The 19,064-nt window shown below is 69.5% G+C and carries 16 protein-coding genes; 10 read left to right on the top strand and 6 right to left on the bottom strand.

All coding sequences use genetic code 11. The annotated features are described in order from the left end of the window. Positions 1-134 precede the first annotated feature (134 nt). Positions 135-2,753, top strand: coding sequence for a PepSY domain-containing protein (locus tag HFGMBDPB_RS26920; protein ID WP_016450349.1), 2,619 nt, complete (start codon positions 135-137; stop codon positions 2,751-2,753). A 152-nt stretch (positions 2,754-2,905) separates the two neighbouring features. On the opposite strand, the gene HFGMBDPB_RS26915 is transcribed toward HFGMBDPB_RS26920, so the two are convergent. The 5 genes from HFGMBDPB_RS26915 to HFGMBDPB_RS26895 all read right to left on the bottom strand — a co-directional run bounded on the left by HFGMBDPB_RS26915 (position 2,906) and on the right by HFGMBDPB_RS26895 (position 8,103). Further along, complete coding sequence (locus HFGMBDPB_RS26915; protein ID WP_212646631.1) at positions 2,906-4,066, bottom strand: CMD domain-containing protein; 1,161 nt, start codon at positions 4,064-4,066, stop codon at positions 2,906-2,908. A 7-nt stretch (positions 4,067-4,073) separates the two neighbouring features. After that, positions 4,074-5,555, bottom strand: a complete 1,482-nt coding sequence (locus HFGMBDPB_RS26910) for a SidA/IucD/PvdA family monooxygenase (protein ID WP_212646630.1) — start codon at positions 5,553-5,555, stop codon at positions 4,074-4,076. Positions 5,556-5,620: 65 nt separating this feature from the next. Further along, positions 5,621-6,628, bottom strand: a complete 1,008-nt coding sequence (locus tag HFGMBDPB_RS26905; RefSeq protein WP_017406536.1) for a Bug family tripartite tricarboxylate transporter substrate binding protein — start codon at positions 6,626-6,628, stop codon at positions 5,621-5,623. 162 nt (positions 6,629-6,790) lie between these two features. Continuing rightward, positions 6,791-7,180, bottom strand: a complete 390-nt coding sequence (locus HFGMBDPB_RS26900) for a YXWGXW repeat-containing protein (RefSeq protein WP_016450353.1) — start codon at positions 7,178-7,180, stop codon at positions 6,791-6,793. A gap of 182 nt (positions 7,181-7,362) precedes the next feature. Further along, complete coding sequence (locus HFGMBDPB_RS26895) at positions 7,363-8,103, bottom strand: helix-turn-helix domain-containing protein (RefSeq protein ID WP_012202467.1); 741 nt, start codon at positions 8,101-8,103, stop codon at positions 7,363-7,365. Positions 8,104-8,217: 114 nt separating this feature from the next. On the opposite strand from HFGMBDPB_RS26895, the gene HFGMBDPB_RS26890 reads away from it, so the two are divergent. Continuing rightward, entirely contained in the window at positions 8,218-9,042 is an 825-nt protein-coding gene (locus tag HFGMBDPB_RS26890; RefSeq protein ID WP_016450354.1) for a hypothetical protein, read from the top strand. Between the two features lie 11 nt (positions 9,043-9,053). Beyond that, the gene (locus HFGMBDPB_RS26885; RefSeq protein WP_160855424.1) at positions 9,054-11,018 is read left to right on the top strand and encodes an MFS transporter; all 1,965 of its coding nucleotides are present in this window, start codon (positions 9,054-9,056) and stop codon (positions 11,016-11,018) included. Here HFGMBDPB_RS26885 and HFGMBDPB_RS26880 read toward each other — a convergent pair. After that, positions 11,015-12,199: a saccharopine dehydrogenase family protein gene (locus HFGMBDPB_RS26880; RefSeq protein ID WP_212646629.1), complete on the bottom strand. Its 1,185-nt coding sequence runs from the start codon at positions 12,197-12,199 to the stop codon at positions 11,015-11,017. The two genes, HFGMBDPB_RS26885 and HFGMBDPB_RS26880, sit on opposite strands and share 4 nt — an antisense overlap. Before the next feature lie 310 nt (positions 12,200-12,509). Between HFGMBDPB_RS26880 and HFGMBDPB_RS26875 the strand changes: the two genes are divergently transcribed. From HFGMBDPB_RS26875 to HFGMBDPB_RS26845, 7 genes are all read left to right on the top strand, one after another. Beyond that, entirely contained in the window at positions 12,510-12,983 is a 474-nt protein-coding gene (locus tag HFGMBDPB_RS26875) for a YiaA/YiaB family inner membrane protein (protein WP_012202471.1), read from the top strand. A 37-nt stretch (positions 12,984-13,020) separates the two neighbouring features. After that, entirely contained in the window at positions 13,021-13,491 is a 471-nt protein-coding gene (locus HFGMBDPB_RS26870) for a hypothetical protein (RefSeq protein ID WP_212646628.1), read from the top strand. 8 nt (positions 13,492-13,499) lie between these two features. Then, positions 13,500-14,318 (top strand): DUF2145 domain-containing protein, encoded by an 819-nt coding sequence (locus HFGMBDPB_RS26865; protein WP_016450358.1) that lies wholly within the window; start codon positions 13,500-13,502, stop codon positions 14,316-14,318. 67 nt (positions 14,319-14,385) lie between these two features. Further along, the gene (locus HFGMBDPB_RS26860; RefSeq protein WP_212646627.1) at positions 14,386-15,483 is read left to right on the top strand and encodes a zinc ribbon domain-containing protein; all 1,098 of its coding nucleotides are present in this window, start codon (positions 14,386-14,388) and stop codon (positions 15,481-15,483) included. Positions 15,484-15,692: 209 nt separating this feature from the next. Further along, positions 15,693-16,805: a GGDEF domain-containing protein gene (locus HFGMBDPB_RS26855; protein WP_349305396.1), complete on the top strand. Its 1,113-nt coding sequence runs from the start codon at positions 15,693-15,695 to the stop codon at positions 16,803-16,805. A gap of 193 nt (positions 16,806-16,998) precedes the next feature. Continuing rightward, the gene (locus HFGMBDPB_RS26850; protein ID WP_227740886.1) at positions 16,999-18,159 is read left to right on the top strand and encodes a GGDEF domain-containing protein; all 1,161 of its coding nucleotides are present in this window, start codon (positions 16,999-17,001) and stop codon (positions 18,157-18,159) included. 97 nt (positions 18,160-18,256) lie between these two features. Next, the gene (locus HFGMBDPB_RS26845; protein ID WP_017406527.1) at positions 18,257-19,033 is read left to right on the top strand and encodes a D-apionate lactonase family protein; all 777 of its coding nucleotides are present in this window, start codon (positions 18,257-18,259) and stop codon (positions 19,031-19,033) included. Positions 19,034-19,064 lie beyond the last annotated feature (31 nt).

Below are 19,064 nucleotides of genomic sequence, written 5' to 3'. Positions count from 1 at the left end.
TGCATCCCTGGGTCCCGGCCGACGCACAGGCGCCTGGCCCCTTCATTCCTGCACGCCTGCCTTCCATGCACCGTTCTGTCCTGATGTTCCGTTGCGCACCGTGATGGACCGCTGAACGCCGCCGCCTGCTCCCCATGACTTTCAAGAAAATCTGGTTCCAGTTGCACTGGTTCGTCGGCATTACGGCCGGCACGGTGCTCATCGTCATCGGGCTGTCGGGCGCGGTGTTCTCGTTCCATGAGGAGATCCTGGGCTGGCTGAATCCCGGCACTGTCTCCGTGCCTGCGCGCGATGACCCACCGCTGGGGCCGCCGCAGATTGCGCAGGCGCTGCGCGAGGCCGGCGAGCAGCGCGTGGTCCAGCGCATTACCGTCTTTGCCGAGCCCGGCCGCTCGGCCCAGGTGGCCTTCAAGCCACCGGCCGGCCAGCGCCGGGGCCAGACGGTCTTTGTCGATCCCTACACGGGCGCGCAGCTGCCTGAGCAGCACGGCACGGAGTTCTTCGAATGGGTGGAGCGCCTGCACCGCTGGCTGCTGCTGCCGCGCGATGACGGCAAGCCGATCACGGGCACCCTGGCCGGCCTGTTGCTGATGCTGTCGCTGTCGGGCCTGTATCTGCGCTGGCCGCGCCGGCCGCTGTCCTGGCGCACCTGGCTGACCTTCGACCCGGCGCTCAAGGGCCGCTCCTTCCTCTGGGGCCTGCACTCGGTGGCGGGCACCTGGGCCCTGGTGGCCTATGTGGTGTTCACCTGCACCGGCATGTACTGGGCCTTTGGCGTGGTGCGCAGCACGGTGGACGGCTGGGCCGGCGTGCCGCCGCGTGTGGCCGCTCCCGCGGCGCCGTCCTCGAAACCCGGTGGCGGCCGGCCTGAGCCGGCTGGCGCGCAGCAGCCCATCGACATCGCGCCTGGCTGGGCCGCCTTCGAGCGCATCGCCCATGGCTGGCAGTTCGCCCAGCTGCGCCTGCCCGAGCGCGCGGGCCAGCCCCTGCAGATCAGCTGGCTGGATGCCGATGCCGCCCATGAGCGCGCGCGCAACCAGATGGCGTTGCTGCCCGATGGCACGGTGCAGCGCGACGAGCGCTATGCCGACCTGCCCACGGGCCGCCGCGCCGTGGGTGCCATCTACCCGCTGCACATGGGCACTTATTTCGGCATGCCGGGGCGCATCTTCATGACGCTGGCCTCGCTGATCATGCCCCTGTTCGCCATCACGGGCTGGATGCTCTACCTGGACCGCCGGCGCAAGGCGCGTGCCCTGGCCAAGGAGCGCCAGGCGCTGATGGCGGACCCGCCACCGTCCGCCCCTGCGGGCCAGGACACCGTGCTGGTCGCCTTCGCCAGCCAGGCCGGCCGCGCCGAGCGCCTGGCCGTAGCCACCGTGGCTGCGCTGCGCGGCGCAGGCATGGCGGCCAGCCTGCAATCCGTGGCGGCGCTGGATGCCGAGCAACTGCGCCACCACCGGCGCGTGCTCTTCGTGGCCAGCACCTTCGGCGAAGGCGACCCGCCCGATGCCGCGCGCCGCTTTGCCCGCCTGCTGGGCGCGGCCTCGGGCTCGGCCCTGCCGCACCTGCAATACGGCCTGCTGGCGTTGGGCGATCGGCAGTACGCGGCCTTCTGCGGCTTTGGCCATGCACTGGACCACCAGCTGCGCCGCCTGGGCGCACAGCCCGTGTTTCCGCTGATCGAGATGGATGGCGAGGACGCCCAGGCCTGGCATGCCTGGCAGCAGGCGCTGGCAGGGCATTTCGGCGCCGTGCTGCCCGTGTGCGATGCCCTGCCTGCGTCTTCGGCGGAACCGCTTGCCGATGCCACGGCCTTTGCCTCATGGCCGCTGCAGGCGCGCAGCCTGTGCAACGCGGGCAGCCAGGGCGCAGGGCTTTATGTGCTGGACTTGGCACCGCCCGAAGGCGTGGCCCCGCTGTGGCGGGCTGGTGCGCTGGCCGAGGTGCTGCCACGCCATGGCGCAGCCACCGTGCAGGCCTGGCTGGCCGTCCAGGAATGTGATGGTTCGGCCCCCGTGCAATGGCGCCAGCAGACCTGCACGCTGGCCGAGGCGCTGGCCGCCAGCGTGCTGCCGGCCCCGGGCGACATCGCCCCCGGCACCGCGCCCCAGGCCGTGGCCGATGCGCTGCGGCCCCTGCTGCCGCGCAGCTACTCGGTCGCCTCGCTGCCGCAGGACGGCCATGTGCGGCTGCTGGTGCGCCAGGCCCGCCATGACGGCGGCCTGGGCGTGGCGTCGGGCTGGCTGACGGCGCATGCGGCCCGGGGCACCTCCGTGGCCATGAGACTGGTGGAAAACCGCGCCTTCGAGCCGCGTGAAGAGGCAGGTGCCGAGCCCGACGCTCCGGCCATCTTCATCGGCAACGGCTCCGGCTTTGCCGGCCTGCGCGGCCACCTGCTGGCGCGCATGCACGCAGGCCGCCACCGCAACTGGCTGCTGTTCGGCGAACGCCAGCGGGCCCATGACGGGTACTGCGAGGCCGAGGTCTCCGGCTGGCTGGCCGCAGGCAAGCTGCAGCGCGCCGACTTCATCTACTCCCGCGACCAGGCCCGGCGCCGCTACGTGCAGGACGCCCTGCGCGAAGCCGCCGAACCCCTGCGCGACTGGATCGCCGACGGCGCCGTGCTCTACGTCTGCGGCAGCGCCGACGGCATGGCCGCAGGCGTCGATGCCGCGCTGGCCGACATCCTGGGCGCTACCGCCGTCGAAGATCTGATCGTCGAAGGCCGTTACCGCAGGGATGTGTACTGAGGTGAAGCGCCGCGTCTTAATGCACAGCGCATGAAACTGGCGCGGCCCAAGTCAGGGACACCGAGCAAGGGCCGCCCCGCCGCGAGGGTGTCGTCCCCCTCCCGCGTAGCGAGAGAGGGCGCCGTGCATACGGGGGAAGGCGCGTAAGCGCCTCAGGGGGTGATGTACCTCTCCTTGCCGAGATTGAGCATCAACCGGTTCGCCCAGCCGAACAGCGCGGCCGAGTGCAGCATGTCCAGGATTTCCTGGTCCGTGAGGCCGGCATCGCGCAGCGGCTGCAGCTGGGCAGCGCCAAAGCTGCCCGGCGCGCGCGTCAGGGCCAGCGAGGACTGGATGATGGCGCGTTCGCGCGCATTGGTGCCGGCCGTGTCGGGGTCGTCGAACATCTGTGCCATGACATCGTTGCGCTTGGCCAGTTGCTCGAAACGCTGGGCGTGGACCGATGCGCAGTACACGCAGCCGTTGGAGCGCGACACGGCCGTGGCCGCCACCTCGCGCTCGGCGCGCGACAGGCCGCCGGGCGCGTACATGATGGCGTTGAAGGCCTGCGAGCGCTCCGACAGCACGCGCGGCTGGCGGGCCAGCAGCAGGTAGAAGTCCGACGTGCGCGCCTTGGGGTGGCTCAGGTCCAGCACGGCCTGCTGCTCGGCCGTGGCCGTGGCGGGGTCGAGCACGGGCAGCCAGGACGTCCAGTCCAGCGTCTCGCTGGTGTAGCCGTTGCGGCGCAGCGGCTCGCCCGGTGGCGGCAGGTTGGCGGGGTGCACGAAGGGTGCGGCGGCGGCTTCGGCAGCCGGCGTGCTGGCCTGGCCGCCCAGCGCGACCATGGCCTGCACGCCCGCGAACAGGCGCAACTGGTAGGCGATGAAACCCACCAGCTGGGCCACCAGTACGGTGTCGTCGATGGACAGGCCGGACTCGGGCATGGCCAGCAGGGCTGCGCGGTCGCTCTCGGCCGGGTGCAGGGCCAGGGTGCGCACAAAGTGCAGGGCCGCATCCAGGCGGGCGTTGCCGGTCTGGGCGCCGGGCTGGGCCAGCACGGTGCGCAGCGCGGGCGTCAGGGCGTCGCCCAGGGACTCGGCACGCTGGCGGTATTCATCGGCCAGGGCCTGGACGCCGCTGACGCGGCATTGCTCGCTGGCCAGCACCAGACGCTCGGCGCGCGACAGGCTGTCGGCCAGGCTGTCCCCCAGCAGCAGGTCCTCGCAGGCCTGGGTGGCGATGGCCACCTTGTCGCGCTGGCGGCGCGTGGCGAAAACGGGGGACTGGTCGGTCAGGCCGGCCAGGCGGTCGATGGTGTCGTTGGCGGTGGTCATGGGTATCTCAGGTCTTGTCTGCCAGGGCCCGCACGCGGGCTTCGGGGTCGGCGGGCGTCCATTCGCTGCCGTCGAGCTCGGGCTCGGAATAGGACTGCAGCTGGGCGTAGTGGTGTTCCAGGTCCTCGCGGTAGAACAGCGAGGCCAGGCCCTGGGCCAGCTTGCGCGCGCCGTCGCTGATGGCGGGGATATCACCCGACACCGTGCCGTGCGACAGCGCGGCCGGATAGCAAAAGCAGTGCACATGGTCCAGGCCGGGCAGGGCGCCGGGCGTCTTTTCCTGGAACTCGAACAGCGGGCCCAGGTCGGGCGAGTCCGACAGTTCCTGGTCCTCGGCACCCGCCTCGGGCACGAAGCGGTCGCTCCAGATGCGCACATGGGGCGCCAGGTCGGCGAACTCGGGGCGCTGGCGCCAGTCGATGGCAAAGCCGGTGGAGACGATCAGGAAGTCCAGCACGAACACGCCGCGCGGCGTGCTCACGCGCAGCTTGTCGCCTGCCTGCTCCACCTTCTGCACGGCGCAGCCCAGGTTGAAGTGGGCGTTGGCGTGGCGCGAGACGCGCAGCGTGCTGCCGTGCGGCGGTGGCACCTGCTGCACGTTGATGTAGTGGCGTATGCGCCATTTCCAGGCGTCGGGCAGCAGGAACTGGCCGTGCGTGAGGCCGGGCGTGCCCGAGCCCTTGGATTTGTTGATGCGCGGCAGGTCGCTGCGGCGCACCAGCAGGTCCACGCTGGCGGCGCCGTTCTCCAGCGCGGTGGCCGCGCTGTCCATGGCCGACGAGCCCGCGCCCACCACGCCCACGTGCAGGCCTGCCAGGCGGCTGTAGTCGAGCACGTCGGAGGAGTGTGCCCAGCGGCTGCGGTCCACGCCCTGCATGAAGGCGGGGATCTGCGGGCCGCCCAGGCCGTCGCGGCCCGTGGCCAGCACCACGCGGCGCGCCAGCCAGGTGCGCGAGGCGCCATCGGCCGTCACATCGACCTCGACCGTGCCGTCGGCCTGCGGGCGGATGGCCGTGACCTGGTGGCCGTTGCGCACGTCGCAGCGCATCACGCGGCGGTACCAGCGCAGGTAGTCCATCCACTGCAGGCGCGGGATCTTGTCCAGCGCGGCCCAGGCTTCGCGGCCCCATTGGGCGATGAACCAGGCGCGGAAGGTCAGCGAGGGCAGGCCCAGCGCGGGGCCGGTCAGCTCCTTGGGCGAGCGCAGGGTTTCCATGCGCGCCGTCGTGGCCCAGGGGCCTTCGAAGTCCAGCGGGGCCTTGTCCAGCAAAACGGCCGCGATGCCCAACTGGGACAGCGCGGCCGACAGGGCCAGGCCGGCCTGGCCGGCGCCGATGACCAGGACATCGTGCACGGGCTGGCCGTCGCGGGTGGAGGGAGGAATCCAGGCCTTGGCAGGCCAGCCCAGGGCGACGAGGTCGTCGCGCAGGCGTTCTTCAAGGGCAGCCAGGCCCGCAGGGGCCGCGGCTGCCGGTTCGGTCAGGGACATAGACTCACCAGGAACTCACGAGGAAAGGCGCGCCAGCGGGGCAGGGCCTGCGGGCGCGCGCGGCATCAATCGATGCTGATTTTCGCGTCTTTGACCACCTGTGCCCATTTCAGGCGGTCGTTGTGCACGGTTTTCTTGAACTGCTCGGGCGTTTCGATGCGGATGGCATTGCCCTGGGACTCGAAGCGCGCACGCACCTCGGGCAGCTCCAGCACCTCGCGCACGGCCTGGCCGAGCTTGGCCACGATGGCCGGGTCCGTGCCCTTGGGCGCGAAGATGCCGAACCAGATCGAGCTGTCGAAGCCCTTGGTGCCCGTCAGGCCGCTGGAGGCGATGGTGGGCACTTCCTTGATGACTTCCACGGGCTTGGCCGTGGTCACGCCCAGCAGGCGCACCTTGCCGCTCTTGTAGTGCGGCAGCACGGTCTGGACCTGGTTCATGATGCAGCAGGTCTCGCCGCGCAGCACCGAGGTGATGGCCTCGGGGCCGCCCTTGTAGGGTACGTGGACCATGTTCAGCCCCAGGCGCGCATTGAACTCTGCAAAGGCCATGTGCGTGCCCGCGCCGTTGCCCGTGGAGGCGTAGTTGTACTTGCCGGGGTTGGCCTTGATCTCGTCCACGAACTCCTTGAGGTTCCTGACGTTGATCACGTTGGGATTGATGGTCAGCACGTTGGACACATCGATCAGCGGCGCCACGGGCACGAAGTCGGTTTCCACGTCAAACGGCAGCTTCTTGTACAGCGCCGCATTGCTGCCGTGCGTGGCCGCCGTGCCGAAGGCCAGCGTGTAGCCGTCCGGCTTGGCGCGCGCCACGATCTCGCTGGCGATGTTGCCGGCCGCTCCCGACTTGTAGTCAATGATCAGCGGCTGGCCCAGGCGCTGGGACAGCGGCTCCTGCACGCCGCGCGCGATCACGTCCACGCCCGAGCCTGCCGGGAAGCCCAGGATCATGGTCACGGGCTGGTGCGGCCACGAAGCCGCCGAATCGGCTGCCACCGCTGCGGTGGAGCCGAGGACGGCCAGGGCCGCGGCGGCGGCGGGAATCCAGGAGCGGAAAAGCGAGGGGCGCATGGTGTGCAGGGAAATCCGGTGAATCAATTCCCATATTTTCCTGAGAACTTAATGAGCCACTTTTATATGCATATGTTGGTATGAAGCCAGTGTGGGCATGGCCGCAGCGCTCAGCAAAAAGCCCGCCGATGGGGCGGGCTTCATGCCGGGCGCAAGCGCCCATCAATGGCGGTAGGGGTTGTTGGGGCGGCGGTCATGGCGGTCCGGCACGCCGTCGCGGTCACGGTCCCAGCGGCCGGGTGCGTAGCCCCAGCGGCCACCGTGCTGCGACCACACGGGCTGGCGGTACACATAGCCGGGACGCGCCTTGACCCAGTGGCCGGCCACCCAGGCATGGCGGTGGCCCTGCGGGCGCCAGTAGCCCGGCGCCCACACATAGCCGCGGCGCGGTGCCGGAACGGCCTCGTAGCGCATGGGGGGCGGCGCGCCGAACTGCACAGAGATGGCGGCACCCGGCGCCGCGTAGGTCACGTTGGCCTGGGCCTGCGCGGTCCCGGCCCATCCGGCCAGGGCCACGGTCGCGGCGATCAGCGGTGTGCGAAGGGAAATCATGGCGGCTCCTTGTCCTTGGTTCATCGGGCTGGAGTCCCTGTGACGGGAATCCATGACTGCATGGTGCGAGTGCTGCGTCAAGCCCGGGTTGCCGCGACGCGAAGTCTTGCAATCTTGTGTATCGCCTTGGTGAAGCCTTGTTGCCAGGCGCTGCAGCGCAGGCTGCCGTCCTGCAGCCGCCGTCAGACAGTGCCTCTTCTCAGGGCCGTGAACGCCGTGAATTCCCAGCTGCGCATGGCCAGCACCAGGGTGTAGCCCTCGCGCTGGCCCGGCGGCAGGCGCTGGTCCTGCAGGTGCTGCTGGGAAAAATCATGGGCCAGCCGCTGTATGCGTTCCACGAAGCTGGGCGCCAGATGCCGGCCGATGGAGCCGTGCACCATCAGCATGCCTTCGCCCGGCTGGTCGAAGCCGCCGCCGAAATAGTCGAGCACGGCGTTCTCGCGGAAGTACTCCATCACCGGCCCGCGCGCGCGCCAGCGGAAGGTCTTGGCCAGGCGCAGCCGGTAGCGGTTGCCGGGGCGCAGCTCGATGATGCCGATGCGGTCCAGCTGGGCCAGGTAGCGGATGCCTTCGGCCTCGGTCATGCGGTAGGTGGCCACGATCTGCTCCAGCGTCCACTGGCTGAGCACGCAGATGGCCATCAGCAGCAGCTTGCGGTCGGCGACCACGGCGTTCTCCTGCTCCGGCGTCATCTCCTGCAGCAGCGGCTGGCTGTCGGCCACGCGGCGTGCCAGGTCGGCGAAGTCCAGGCTCAGCGCGCGGCAGATGGCATCGATGCGCGACAGCGGCATGTCTCCCTTGGCCAGCATGCGCTTGACGCTGGACTCGGCCATGCCCAGGGCGCGCGCCAGGTCGGCATAGGTCATCTGGGCGGCCTTGAGTTCCTTCTTGAGGGCGATGACGAGGTCGGCAGTGGTGCTCATGGGTAGCGATTATCGATACCCGAGGTGCTGGTTTGCGCGGCGGGTGCAGAAAAACGATGCTGGAAGGGCCGGTGGCTCGCCACACTCCGCGCCACTTTCCACGAGGAGCAACACATGCCATCCACATTGATTTCACCGGCCGCCGCCCTACGCGCGCTGTACTGGGGCGCCGCCTTGCTGCTGCTGGCCGCCTTGATTGGCCCTGCAGTGCCGCAGCCCCAGGACTTTCACGCCTTTGCCGACCAGCGCGCCTGGGGGCCGCTGCCCCATGCGCTGGATGTGCTCAGCAATCTGGGCTTTGCCTGGGCCGCGGTGGCGGGCGCGCGCCTGCTGCTGGACCGGCGTAGCCAAGCGCTGGCGCCGGCCCTGCGCTGGCTGGCCGCGCTGTTCTTCACGGGGCTGGCGTGTTCGGCCATAGGCTCGTCCGTCTACCACTGGGCCCCCCACGATGCCACCCTGGCCGGCGACCGGCTGGGCATGTCCATGGCCTTTGCCGGCATGCTGGGACTGGCGCTGCAATCGCGCATTGCCGACCGCGTGGCCGTGCGCGCCGCGGTGGCCATGCTGGTCGCCGCCGTGGCCTCGGTGCTGGTCTGGCTGCATGGCGGCAACCTGCTGCCCTGGGCGCTGGTGCAGGGCGGCGGCATGCTGGCGGTGCTGGGCCTGGCCTGCGTGGCGCCGCGCCATGGCGCGCTGGCGCTGCGCCTGGGCGTGGTGATTGCCTGGTATGGCGCGGCCAAGCTGCTGGAGTGGGGCGATGCGGCCGTCTTCGAGGCCACCGGCGGGCTGGTGTCCGGCCACAGCCTCAAGCATGTGGTGGCGGCGGCCGCCGCCCTGCCCGTGATCGCCGCGCTGCGTGCGGCCGGCACGGCGCGCATGACCAGTACGGGCACAATGTGCGCCGATGCGTGCGGCCACGGCGGCGCCACCAACCGTTGAGGGAAGACAAGATGTTCCAGCAAGAGACCGGCAGCCCGTCTGCCCCCACCGCAACGGCCGGCGCCGTGCCATCGGCCGCGCACGAGCACCCCAACCAGTTCGCCCTGCTGGGCCAGCGGCGCTTTGCGCCGTTCTTCTGGACGCAGTTTTCCGGGGCGGCCAACGACAACCTGTTCAAGTTCGCGCTCACCGTGATGGTGACCTACCAGCTCAGCGTCTCCTGGCTGCCTTCGGCCATGGCGGGGCTGGTGATCGGGGCGCTGTTCATCCTGCCGTTCCTGCTGTTCTCGGCCACCTCGGGCCAGCTGACGGACAAGTGGGACAAGACGCGGATGTTCCGCCTGGTCAAGAACCTGGAGATCGCCATCATGGCGCTGGCCGCCTGGGGCTTCATCCAGGCCAATGTGCCCTTGCTGCTGGGCTGCGTCTTCCTGATGGGCCTGCACTCCACGCTGTTCGGCCCCGTGAAGTTCGCCTACCTGCCCCAGGTGCTCAGCGAGCGCGAGCTGACGGGCGGCAACGGCATGGTGGAGATGGGCACCTTCGTGGCCATCTTGCTGGGCAACGTGGCCGGCGGCCTGCTGGTGGCCGTGCCCGAGGTCGGCCATCTGCAGGTGGCCGTGGCTTGCCTGGCGCTGGCGGTGATCGGGCGGATCTTTGCGCAGTTCATCCCCAATGCGCCGGCCACCGATCCGCACCTGGTCATCAACTGGAACCCCTTCACCGAGACCTGGCGCAACCTGCAGCTGGCCCGCGAGCAGCCCGCCGTGTTCCGCTCGCTGCTGGGCATCAGCTGGATGTGGTTCTTCGGCGCCGTGTTCCTCGCCCAGTTCCCCAGCTTTGCCAAGGAGGTGCTCCATGGCGACGAGCATGTGGCCTCGCTGCTGCTGGTGGTGTTCTCGGTGGGCATCGGCACGGGCTCGCTGCTGTGCGAGGTGTTCAGCCGCCGCCATGTGGAGATCGGCCTGGTGCCGCTGGGCGCCATCGGCATGAGCGTGTTCGCCGTGGACCTGTTCTTTGCCTCGCGCGCACTGCCGGCCTCCGAGCTGATGGGCGTGGGTGCCTTCTTTGCCCAGCCCGCGCACTGGCGCGTGATGGCCGACCTGGGCATGCTGGCCCTGTCGGCCGGCATCTACAGCGTGCCCATGTACGCGCTGATCCAGATGCGCAGCCAGCCCACGCACCGCGCGCGGATCATCGCGGCCAACAACATCCTCAACGCGCTGTTCATGATCGCCTCCAGCGTGCTGGCCGGCGCGCTGCTGGCGGCGGGCTTCAGCATTCCCCAGGTTTTCCTGATCACGGGCATTGCCAATGCCGTGGTGGCGGCCTACATCTTTTTGCTGGTGCCCGAGTACCTGCTGCGCTTCGTGGCCTGGGTGGTCTCGCGCTTCGTCTACCGCTTCAAGGTGCAGGGCGACGAGCACATCCCGGCCACCGGCGCGGCCATCCTGGCCTGCAACCATGTGAGCTTTGTCGATGCCGTGCTGCTCATGGCCGCCAGCCCCCGGCCCATCTACTTCCTGATGGACCACCGCATCTTCCGCGTGCCCCTGCTGGGCTGGCTGTTCCGCCTGGCCAAGGCCATCCCCGTCGCGCCCCAGAAGGAAGATCCAGCCACCTACGAGGCTGCGTTCGAGCGCGCCGCCCAGGTGCTGCGCGAGGGCGACCTGCTGGCCATCTTCCCCGAGGGCGGCATCACGCGCGACGGGCAGCTGCAGGAGTTCCGTGGCGGCATCATGAAGATCGTCGAACGCGCCCAGGCCGATGGCCTGCAGGTGCCCGTGGTCCCCATGGCGCTGACCAATCTCTGGGGCTCGTACTTCAGCCGCATCGAGCAGGGCGGCGCCATGGTGCGGCCCTTCCGCCGTGGCCTGTTCAACCGTGTGGGCCTGAACGTGGGCCAGCCCATGGCCCAGACCGAGGTGCAGCCCGCGCTGCTGCGCGAGCGCGTGCAGCGGCTGCTGGCGGCCTAAGAGGGGCTCTGTTCCTCCACCGTGAAGCTCAGGCCGGCATTGGCCTTGAGCCTGGCGATGAGCGCGTCGCCCATGGCAGGCGCCGTGGTCCAGATGCCGCCGGGCGTGTCCGGGGCGTCCTGCAGCAGGCAGACGGCGGCCTCGGTGATCATCTTGGACGTGGAGCCGTAGCCCGGATCGCGGTCGCCCTTGACGCCCACGCGCAGGCTGTGGCCGGCCGTGTCGGTGCCGATGAACAGCACGTCGTAGAAGCCCGATTCACGCTCTTCGCGCGATGGCCCCTCGCCAGGCTTGGGGCCGTCGTCCGCGCCCAGCGACTTGTCGGCCGCCACGGCGTTGGCCAGGGCCTCGCCCTTTTCGCCTGCGCCTGTGACCATCATCTCGTCGTAGACAAAGTCGGCGCCATAGGCATGGCCCAGCAGAAAGTTGGAGCGGTGCACGTTGCGCGTGTTGATGGCCGCCATCACGAAGGGCGCCACCCACAGGCCCAGCACCTCGTCCACCATGGGCTTGCTGCCCGAGGGCTGGCGCGGGCCCTCGAAGCCCGGCGTGAGCGAGAACGGATTGCGCAGCAGATCCAGCACGCCCGGCTGGGCGGCGGCCGCCGCCATGGTGGCCTTGAGGCTGGCGGCCGTGCCGCCCGAGAAGGTGCCCTTCATCTTGCGCACCCGGCCCCGCACGCGCTGGGCGGGCTGGCCGAAGCGGGCCTGCATCTCTCGCTGCAGCATGAACACGCCCAGGTCGAAGGGAATGGAATCGAAGCCGCAGGAGAACACGATGCGCGCGCCGCTGGCCCGGGCTGCGGCCTCGTGGGCATCGATCATCTGGCGCATCCACGCTGGCTCGCCGCACAGGTCCACATAGTCCACGCCGGCGCGGGCGCAGGCGGCCACGAGTTCGTTGCCGTAGAGCTGGTAGGGGCCCACCGTGGTCAGCACCAGGCGGGCCTGCTCCATCAGCGCCTGCAGGCTTGCGGGATTGCCGGTGTCGGTCACCACCAGCGGGGTATCGGCGGGCGCGCCCAGCTCGTCGCGCACGGCCGCGAGCTTGGCGGCATTGCGCCCGCCCATGGCCCAGCGCAGGCCGCTGCCTGCGGGGTAGCGCCTGAGCAGGTACTCCACCACCAGCCGGCCCGTGAAGCCGGTGGCGCCGTGGACGACGAGGTCAAAGGGTTTGGTCATGGGAGATCTCCATCAATCAGCGTGGCGAACGTGCGATTGCCCGCTGCACTGCAGCCGGGGTGGGCGCATTGTCTGTGGCGCGCCGCAGGGTTCCTGTCGCCCAGGTGCCGTGCCCGATGTCCTGTGTGCTGGTGTCACATGCAGGAACTTTTTGGGGTGTAAACAACAGTCAAAAACTTGAAAAGTACCGTTTGAAGATACTCGATGGCCTGTGTCTGGCCACTGTTACGGTTGAATGCAGACACGCAAGTTACGTCTGGGCACCATGCGTCCCGTGTTCAACCAATGCCCTTGAGGGGCACCTCGGCAAATGTCCTCTTCTCCCATCGTCGTTCAGCGTGATACCCGGGCCTGGCAACTGCAGGTGTGGGTGTCGTTCGGCATTGCGGTCTCGCTGTGCGCCATCGGCCTGGCATGGCTGCCCGGCGAGCAGCTGGAGCAGGCCTTCATGGTGATGGGCTATGTGTTCTGCCTCTCGGCCGCCTTCGTGCTGGCCAAGTTCGTGCGGGACAACGAGGGCGGCCGCAGCGGCGCAGGCGACACGCCCATGTGGAAGCTGGTGGTCTGGGGCGGCTTTGCCGTGTCCATGGCGCTGACCGGCTGGGGGCTGGTGAGCATGGACATCAACGTGACCTACAAGGCCTTCCTGGGCGTGAGCTGGCTCTATCTCATCACCACCGCCTTCACGCTGGCCAAGATGCTGCGTGACCGCCACGAGGCCGACCTGGCGCAGGCCCGCATGCATGGCCGCCGCGAGGCCGCGCAACCGGCCGACGCCGAGTGATGTCCACCCCTTCCCCGCATTTCCAGGAGTCCAAGCAATGATGGTCAACCAATCCGTTTTCGCGCGCCTGCCGCGTGCCCTGCTGGCCGCTGGTGCGCTGTGCGCAGCCCTGGCCATGGCGCCTGCCCATGCGCAAAGCGAGGCCTCGGTGGCGCTGTCCACGCTGCCCGTGGCCTCCGTGGTGGGCACGGCTTCGGTGGCTTCGGCGGCCGCTGGCGCCGTGGTGGCCGTGCCTGCCGCTTTGTCGGTGGGCGGCGCGGTGCTGACCGTGAAGGCGGTGCAGGCCTCGGCCACGGGCACGGTCTACCTGCTGGAGCGTGCCTCCGACGGCGCCCAGGCCAGCGTGGAAGTGGTGGGGCGGGGCGCCTCCGCCTCGGCTTACGCCGTGGGCACGGTGCTGACCTGCAGCGTGATCGGCACGGGCGTCATCATCTCGGCCGCCGGCAAGGTGCTGGCCTTCATTCCCAACGAGATGGGCAAGGCCCTGCTGCACAACGAACGCCTGTGATGCCCGCCATGAAACCGCTGCTTTCTCCTTCCCCTGCAGCCCGTGCCGCCTGCCTGGGCCTGCTGCTGGCCGCCGCGCTGGGCACGGCCCATGCAGGGCGCAGCTGCGAGGACAAGCCCCTCACCCCCCAATCCCTGCAAAAGGGCCTGGACCTGGCCCAGCGCACATCCCAGGCGCTGGATGCCGAATACGCGAAGAACGGCACCCGTGTCGTGCTGCTGGCGCGCGTGGGCCAGGACCTGAGCAAGTACGACCTGCACTACTCGCACTACGGCTGGGCCTACAGGACCCCCGAAGGCCCCTGGCGCGTGGCGCACAAACTCAACGAATGCGGCACGGCCGGCGGCCATGTCTACCGCCAGGGCCTGGGCGAGTTCTTCCTGGACGACCTGTGGCGCTACGAGGCCGGCGTTCAGGTGCCCACGCCCGCCGTGCAGCAGGCGCTGTGGACCTTTCTGACCCAGCCCCAGACCGTGCTGCGCCTGCAGCACGAGCCCTACAGCATGGTCAGCTACGCCTGGGGGCAGCGCTACCAGCAGTCCAACCAGTGGGCCACCGAAACCCTGGCCGCCGCCATGGAGCCGGCCACGGTGCAGCGGCGCCAGCAGGCCCAGGCCTGGCTGCAGTTCAAGGGCTACGAGCCGGGCGTGCTGGTCATCCGCGCGCTGTCGCGGCTGGGCGGGCGCGTGACGGCCGCCAACATCGCCTTCGACGACCATCCCAACGACAAGCGCTATGCCAGCCGCATAGAGACCGTGACCGTGGAGTCGGTGACGCAGTGGCTGCAGCGCAGCCAGCTGGCGGGTCCGGTGCGCGTGCTGCCCTGAGCCGGACCGGCTCTTCCTCCGCCTGCGGTCTTCCTCGGCCGCAGGCCACTGAAACAGGAGTTTCCCCATGAGCAAGGCCCTGCGTCTGCCCGAGAAATGGTTCCGCCGAGGCCTGTGGCTGGTGGCGGTGGTGTTCGCGTCCTTCCTCATCGGCCTGGGCGGCCTGGTGGTGGGCGACCTGCCCCAGGTCGAGTCGCCGCGCACGGTGGAGGACTTCATCGCGCCCGAGGCGGCCGAGCCCGTGAAGGCCGAGATCAAGGCCGCCGATGCCGACCACGACAAGGCGGAAACGGCGCTGGAGAACGCACGGCTCAAGTACCAGGCCGCGCAGTCGCGCTATCGCTCGGCGCGCGAGACCTTCGACAACTGGGTGGCCACGCGCCGTGCCACCGCCCGGCCCGAGCAGGACAGCGAACTGCTGTCGCGCACCCAGGCGCTCGATGCCATCAAGCAGGAAGAGAACACCGCCCGCGCCTCCGTGGAGCGGCTGCAGGATACGAGCCTGCGGGCGCGGCAGCGCCTGGACGCGGCCAACCGCCAATGGGACGATCTGCGCGACGGTGCCATGGAATCCTGGCGCACGGAGATGCGCGCCGTCGAGCTGCGTGTCTTTCTCTACCGCCTGGCGCTGACCCTGCCGCTGCTGCTGGCGGCCGGCTGGCTGTTCGCCAAACAGCGCAAGAGCACCTGGTGGCCCTTCGTCTGGGGATTCATCTTTTTTGCGCTGTTCGCTTTCTTCGTTGAACTTGTGCCGTACCTGCCCGACTACGGCGGCTACGTGCGCTATGTGGTCGGTATCGTGGTGACGGTGCTGCTGGGGCGCGCGGCCATCCTGGGCCTGAACCGCTATCTTGAAAGGCAAAAGCAGCAGGAATCGCTGCCGGAGACGCAGCGGCGCCAGGAACTGGGCTATGACGTGGCCCTGGCCCGCCTGGCCAAGGGCGTGTGCCCGGGCTGCGAGCGCCCCGTGGATCTGAAGGACGGCGCCATCGACTTCTGTCCCCACTGCGGCATCGGCCTGTTCGACCGCTGCGGCAGCTGCAACACCCGCAAGAGCGCCTTTGTACGCTTTTGCCACAGCTGCGGCACCCAGGCCGATGGCCACAGCAGGAAGGCGGGCGCGGTGCTGCCCCGGGCGCAGGAGCCCGGGCCGGCGCCAGGCTGAGCCGGCCTGGCCGTCAAGGGCTCCAAGCCCCTTGAAGCTGCACGGGGTTGTGGTACACCATGGCTTGCGCGCTCGGCCGGGGCGCAGATGTCTTCAGCGAGGATGCCATGTCACGCCAGCTGCCGTATCCCCCACAACACACGCCAGCGCAGCCCGCCCACCCACCGGCCGGCGGGTCCGCCCATGTCCTTCCCCTTGCGGCCTGGGCCGTGGGGGCTGCCCTTCTGGCAGGTCATGTGCTGGCGGGCCCTTCTTCATGGAAAGCATGGGCGGCCTACGCCGCGCTGTCGGCATTGGCCGGCATGGCCTGGATCTGGCGCTGCCATGCAGCCGGCTTGCCGCTGACCCGGACGCTGCGCGGCCATGGCTGGATACAGGCCACGATGGCCTTGCTGCTGGCGGCATGGCAGCCGACCCTGGCCTGGGCTTGTGCCCTGCTGTGGCTGGCGGCCGTCGCCTGGCTGCCTTGGGATGGCGAGCGCGAGCAGGCGCTGCATCTGCCCACGGGCCAGGTGGTGGTGCTGTGCGCCATGCTGGCCATGCTCTGCGCCGTGGTGGTGGCCAGGCCCATGCCGCAGATGGCGCCGGGCCCGGTCGCCGTGCGCATCCTGTGGCTGGTCAGCGTGCTGCTGCCGCTGGCCGTGCATGCGCTGGCGCTGTGGCAGGCGCTGGGCCGCATGCAGCGCCAGTACACCGAGGAGCTGGCGCAGCTGTCGAGCTATTGCGGCCAACTGGCCGACGATGTGCAGCAGTTGCAAAAACGCGTGGGCTCGCTGCAATTGCCCACGGGGCGCGACACACTCACCGGCGTGGCCAATTACGCGCGATTGATGGATGTCGTCGATGGCCTGCGCGAACGCCATGCCCGCAAGCCCGAGCCGTTTTGCGTGGTGCTGCTGGAGCTGGACCCGTGGGTGGAGCGCGTGGGTGTTCACCAGGCCTACAAGGGCCCCTCGCTGCAGGACCGCGTGCTGCTCATGCTCAGCGGCCTGCTGGTCACGCATCTGCGCACCGTGGACGGCATAGGCCGCTACCGCGACGACACCTTCATGCTGGTGATGCCCGATACCGCCTCGGTCCAGGCCGTCTGGGCCCTGCAGCGCGTGCGCGAGGGTGTGCGCCAGCAGCGCTGGAGCGAAACGCCCATCCCCGATCCCGACAAGGACCCGCTGACCCTGACCCTGGCCGTGGCGGAGTTCCAGGCGGGCGAGACCTCGGAGCGGCTGGTGCAGCGGGCCGAGGCAGCCCTGTTGCATGGCCGCGCCTGCGGGCGCAACCAGATCGTGGTGGCCGAGGATGTGCGGCCGCCGCGCGCGTCCTAGACGCACAGCCTGCGATAGGGCCTGTTCATCCCCTGCGGGGGAGCGCGCTCCTCGGGATTTCCCGGATGCGGTCACAATGGGCGCCCATCGGGGCCGCCGGCCCGCCGCGCTTCATTGCATGCCCGTGCTTTCCTCCATTTCCCGGAATCTTCCCGACCGCCTCCTTTGGGGGCCGAAGCCGGCGTCACCGCTGGTGGACGAGGCGCTGCACCTGGAGCGCTGGAAACGCCGCACCTGGCAGCTGCACATCTCCGTGCTGCTCAGCCATCTCTATGCGCTGCTGCTGTTCCTGGGCCATGCATGGGCCGGCTACGCGCCCTGGCCCGTGGTGCTGGGCTATGGACTGTGGGTGGCGGCCGGCATGGGTTTCATCACCTGGGCCTATGCCAGCGACTGGTGCCACAAGCTGCGCGATCCGGGCATGTTCCTCACGCACCAGCTGGTGTCCATCATCGGCGTGCTGGGCATGGTCATGGCGGCACCCGCCCTGGCGTTCCAGTCGATGGTGATGCTGATCGCCTTCAGCGCCGACGGTTTTCTCGCGCGCAGCCGCACCAGCTTCTGGCTGACGTGGATAGGCACCCTCGTTGCCGTGGCCGCCATCATCTGCTGGCGGGGTCCGCTGATGCGCATGACCACGGACACGGCTGCGGGCCAGCTGCTGGCCTTCGGCGTGGTGCTGGGGGCCGTGGTGCGCTGCAGCGTGCAGGCGACCTTCTTTCGCAGCATGCAGTACCGGCTGGGCATCGCCAATGACAAGCTGGCCGCTGCGCTGGCGCAGATTGAGGCCTTGCTGCGCCATGACGACCTGACCGGCGTCAGCAATCGGCGCGGCGTGATGGAGCGGCTGCACGAAGTGCGCACCGCAGCCCAGGAGCGTGGCGAGGTGCTGTGCGTGGCGTTGCTGGACATAGACCACTTCAAGCGCATCAACGACAGCTTTGGCCATGAAGGCGGCGACCGCGTGTTGCGCGCTTTCGGCGCGCTGCTGAAGTCGCAGCTGCGCAGTACAGATGGCGTGGGCCGCTATGGCGGCGAGGAATTCCTGCTGGTGTTGCCGGACACCGGCCTTGCCCAGGCCGGCGAATTGCTGGAGCGCCTGCGCCTGCGCATTGCCGAGGCTCCGTGGACGCACACCCTGGGCGATGGCGCCCGCGTCACCTGCACGCTGGGCGCGGCGCAGTACCGCACGGGCGAATCGGTGGAGGCCACCATCGCGCGCGCCGATGCGGCGCTGTACCGAGGCAAGGCCCAGGGCCGCAACTGCACGGTGCTGGAGCCGCAACAGGCCCCGCAGGCCTTGAGCGGCGCACCGGCTCCCCGGACTGATGCCGGAATGCCTGACCGCTTGTGAGTGCAGCTCACGACGAGTGACAGAAAACATCGTTATTCATGCGCACCGATCGTCCATAGCATCGGCATCCATGCTCGGAATGGACAAGGGTGCAAATATGAACCAATGGTTCGCTGAAATCGCCGGCAACGGGCCCGAGGGCGCTGGCATCGTGGTGTCTGCGCAAGGCTGGGATAGGCATCTGCAGTCCGGCCCCCGCCAGTTGCAGGCCGGCCCGCTCCGCGCCGAACTGGCCGACGGCGGCCTGCGCAATGTCCGCTATGGCGGCGTCGACATCCTGCGCTCCATGGCCTTTGTGGCGCGCGACGGACAGGGTGACCGCTGTGTGCATGGCGCGGGCGAACTGAGCCTGCGCGAGCGGGCCGGCCGCTTCGAGGCCTTCTACGAAACGGTGGTGGACTGCGAGGAGCTGAGCCTGGCCTGGCGCGTGCGCATCGTGGGTTCGGCGCGCGGACTGAGCTTCACGTGCTGGGCGCGTGCCCAGGGGGATGTCGACGGCGGCCTGCAGCGGGGCCTGCGCGCCGGGCGGGCGGGCCTGGAGCTGGTGTATCCGCTCAAGGTCCTGGCTGGCCGGCCCGTGCATGTCCAGCATGTCGATGGCAGCGCCGAAACCACCGTGCTGCCCGAGCCCGATGCGCTGCAGCGCCTGTCGCAGCTGTCTGGCATCGCCCATGAGCCTGCACCGGGCCTGCAGGTGGATTGCCGCCTGGAAGGCGCCGAGTTCGAGATGCTGGGCCAGCGCTGTGGCGGCAAGGCTTTTTTCCGGCTGCAGCCGCGCGCGTTGTCTCCTTCGCCCTCCTACCCGTTGACCCGGGGCCGGACCCTGGTGCAGATGGCCGGCCTCTCGTTTGTCTCGCCCGGCGCCCTGCAGTAGCACCGCAAGCAGCGCCTGGCCGGGCCTGGCC

It is taken from the genome of Delftia sp. PE138, assembly GCF_018320755.1.
Taxonomy (GTDB): Bacteria; Pseudomonadota; Gammaproteobacteria; order Burkholderiales; family Burkholderiaceae_C; genus Comamonas; species Comamonas tsuruhatensis.
The sequence above is the reverse complement of the archived record's forward strand: the minus strand, read 5'-3'. Positions and strand labels throughout refer to the sequence as shown.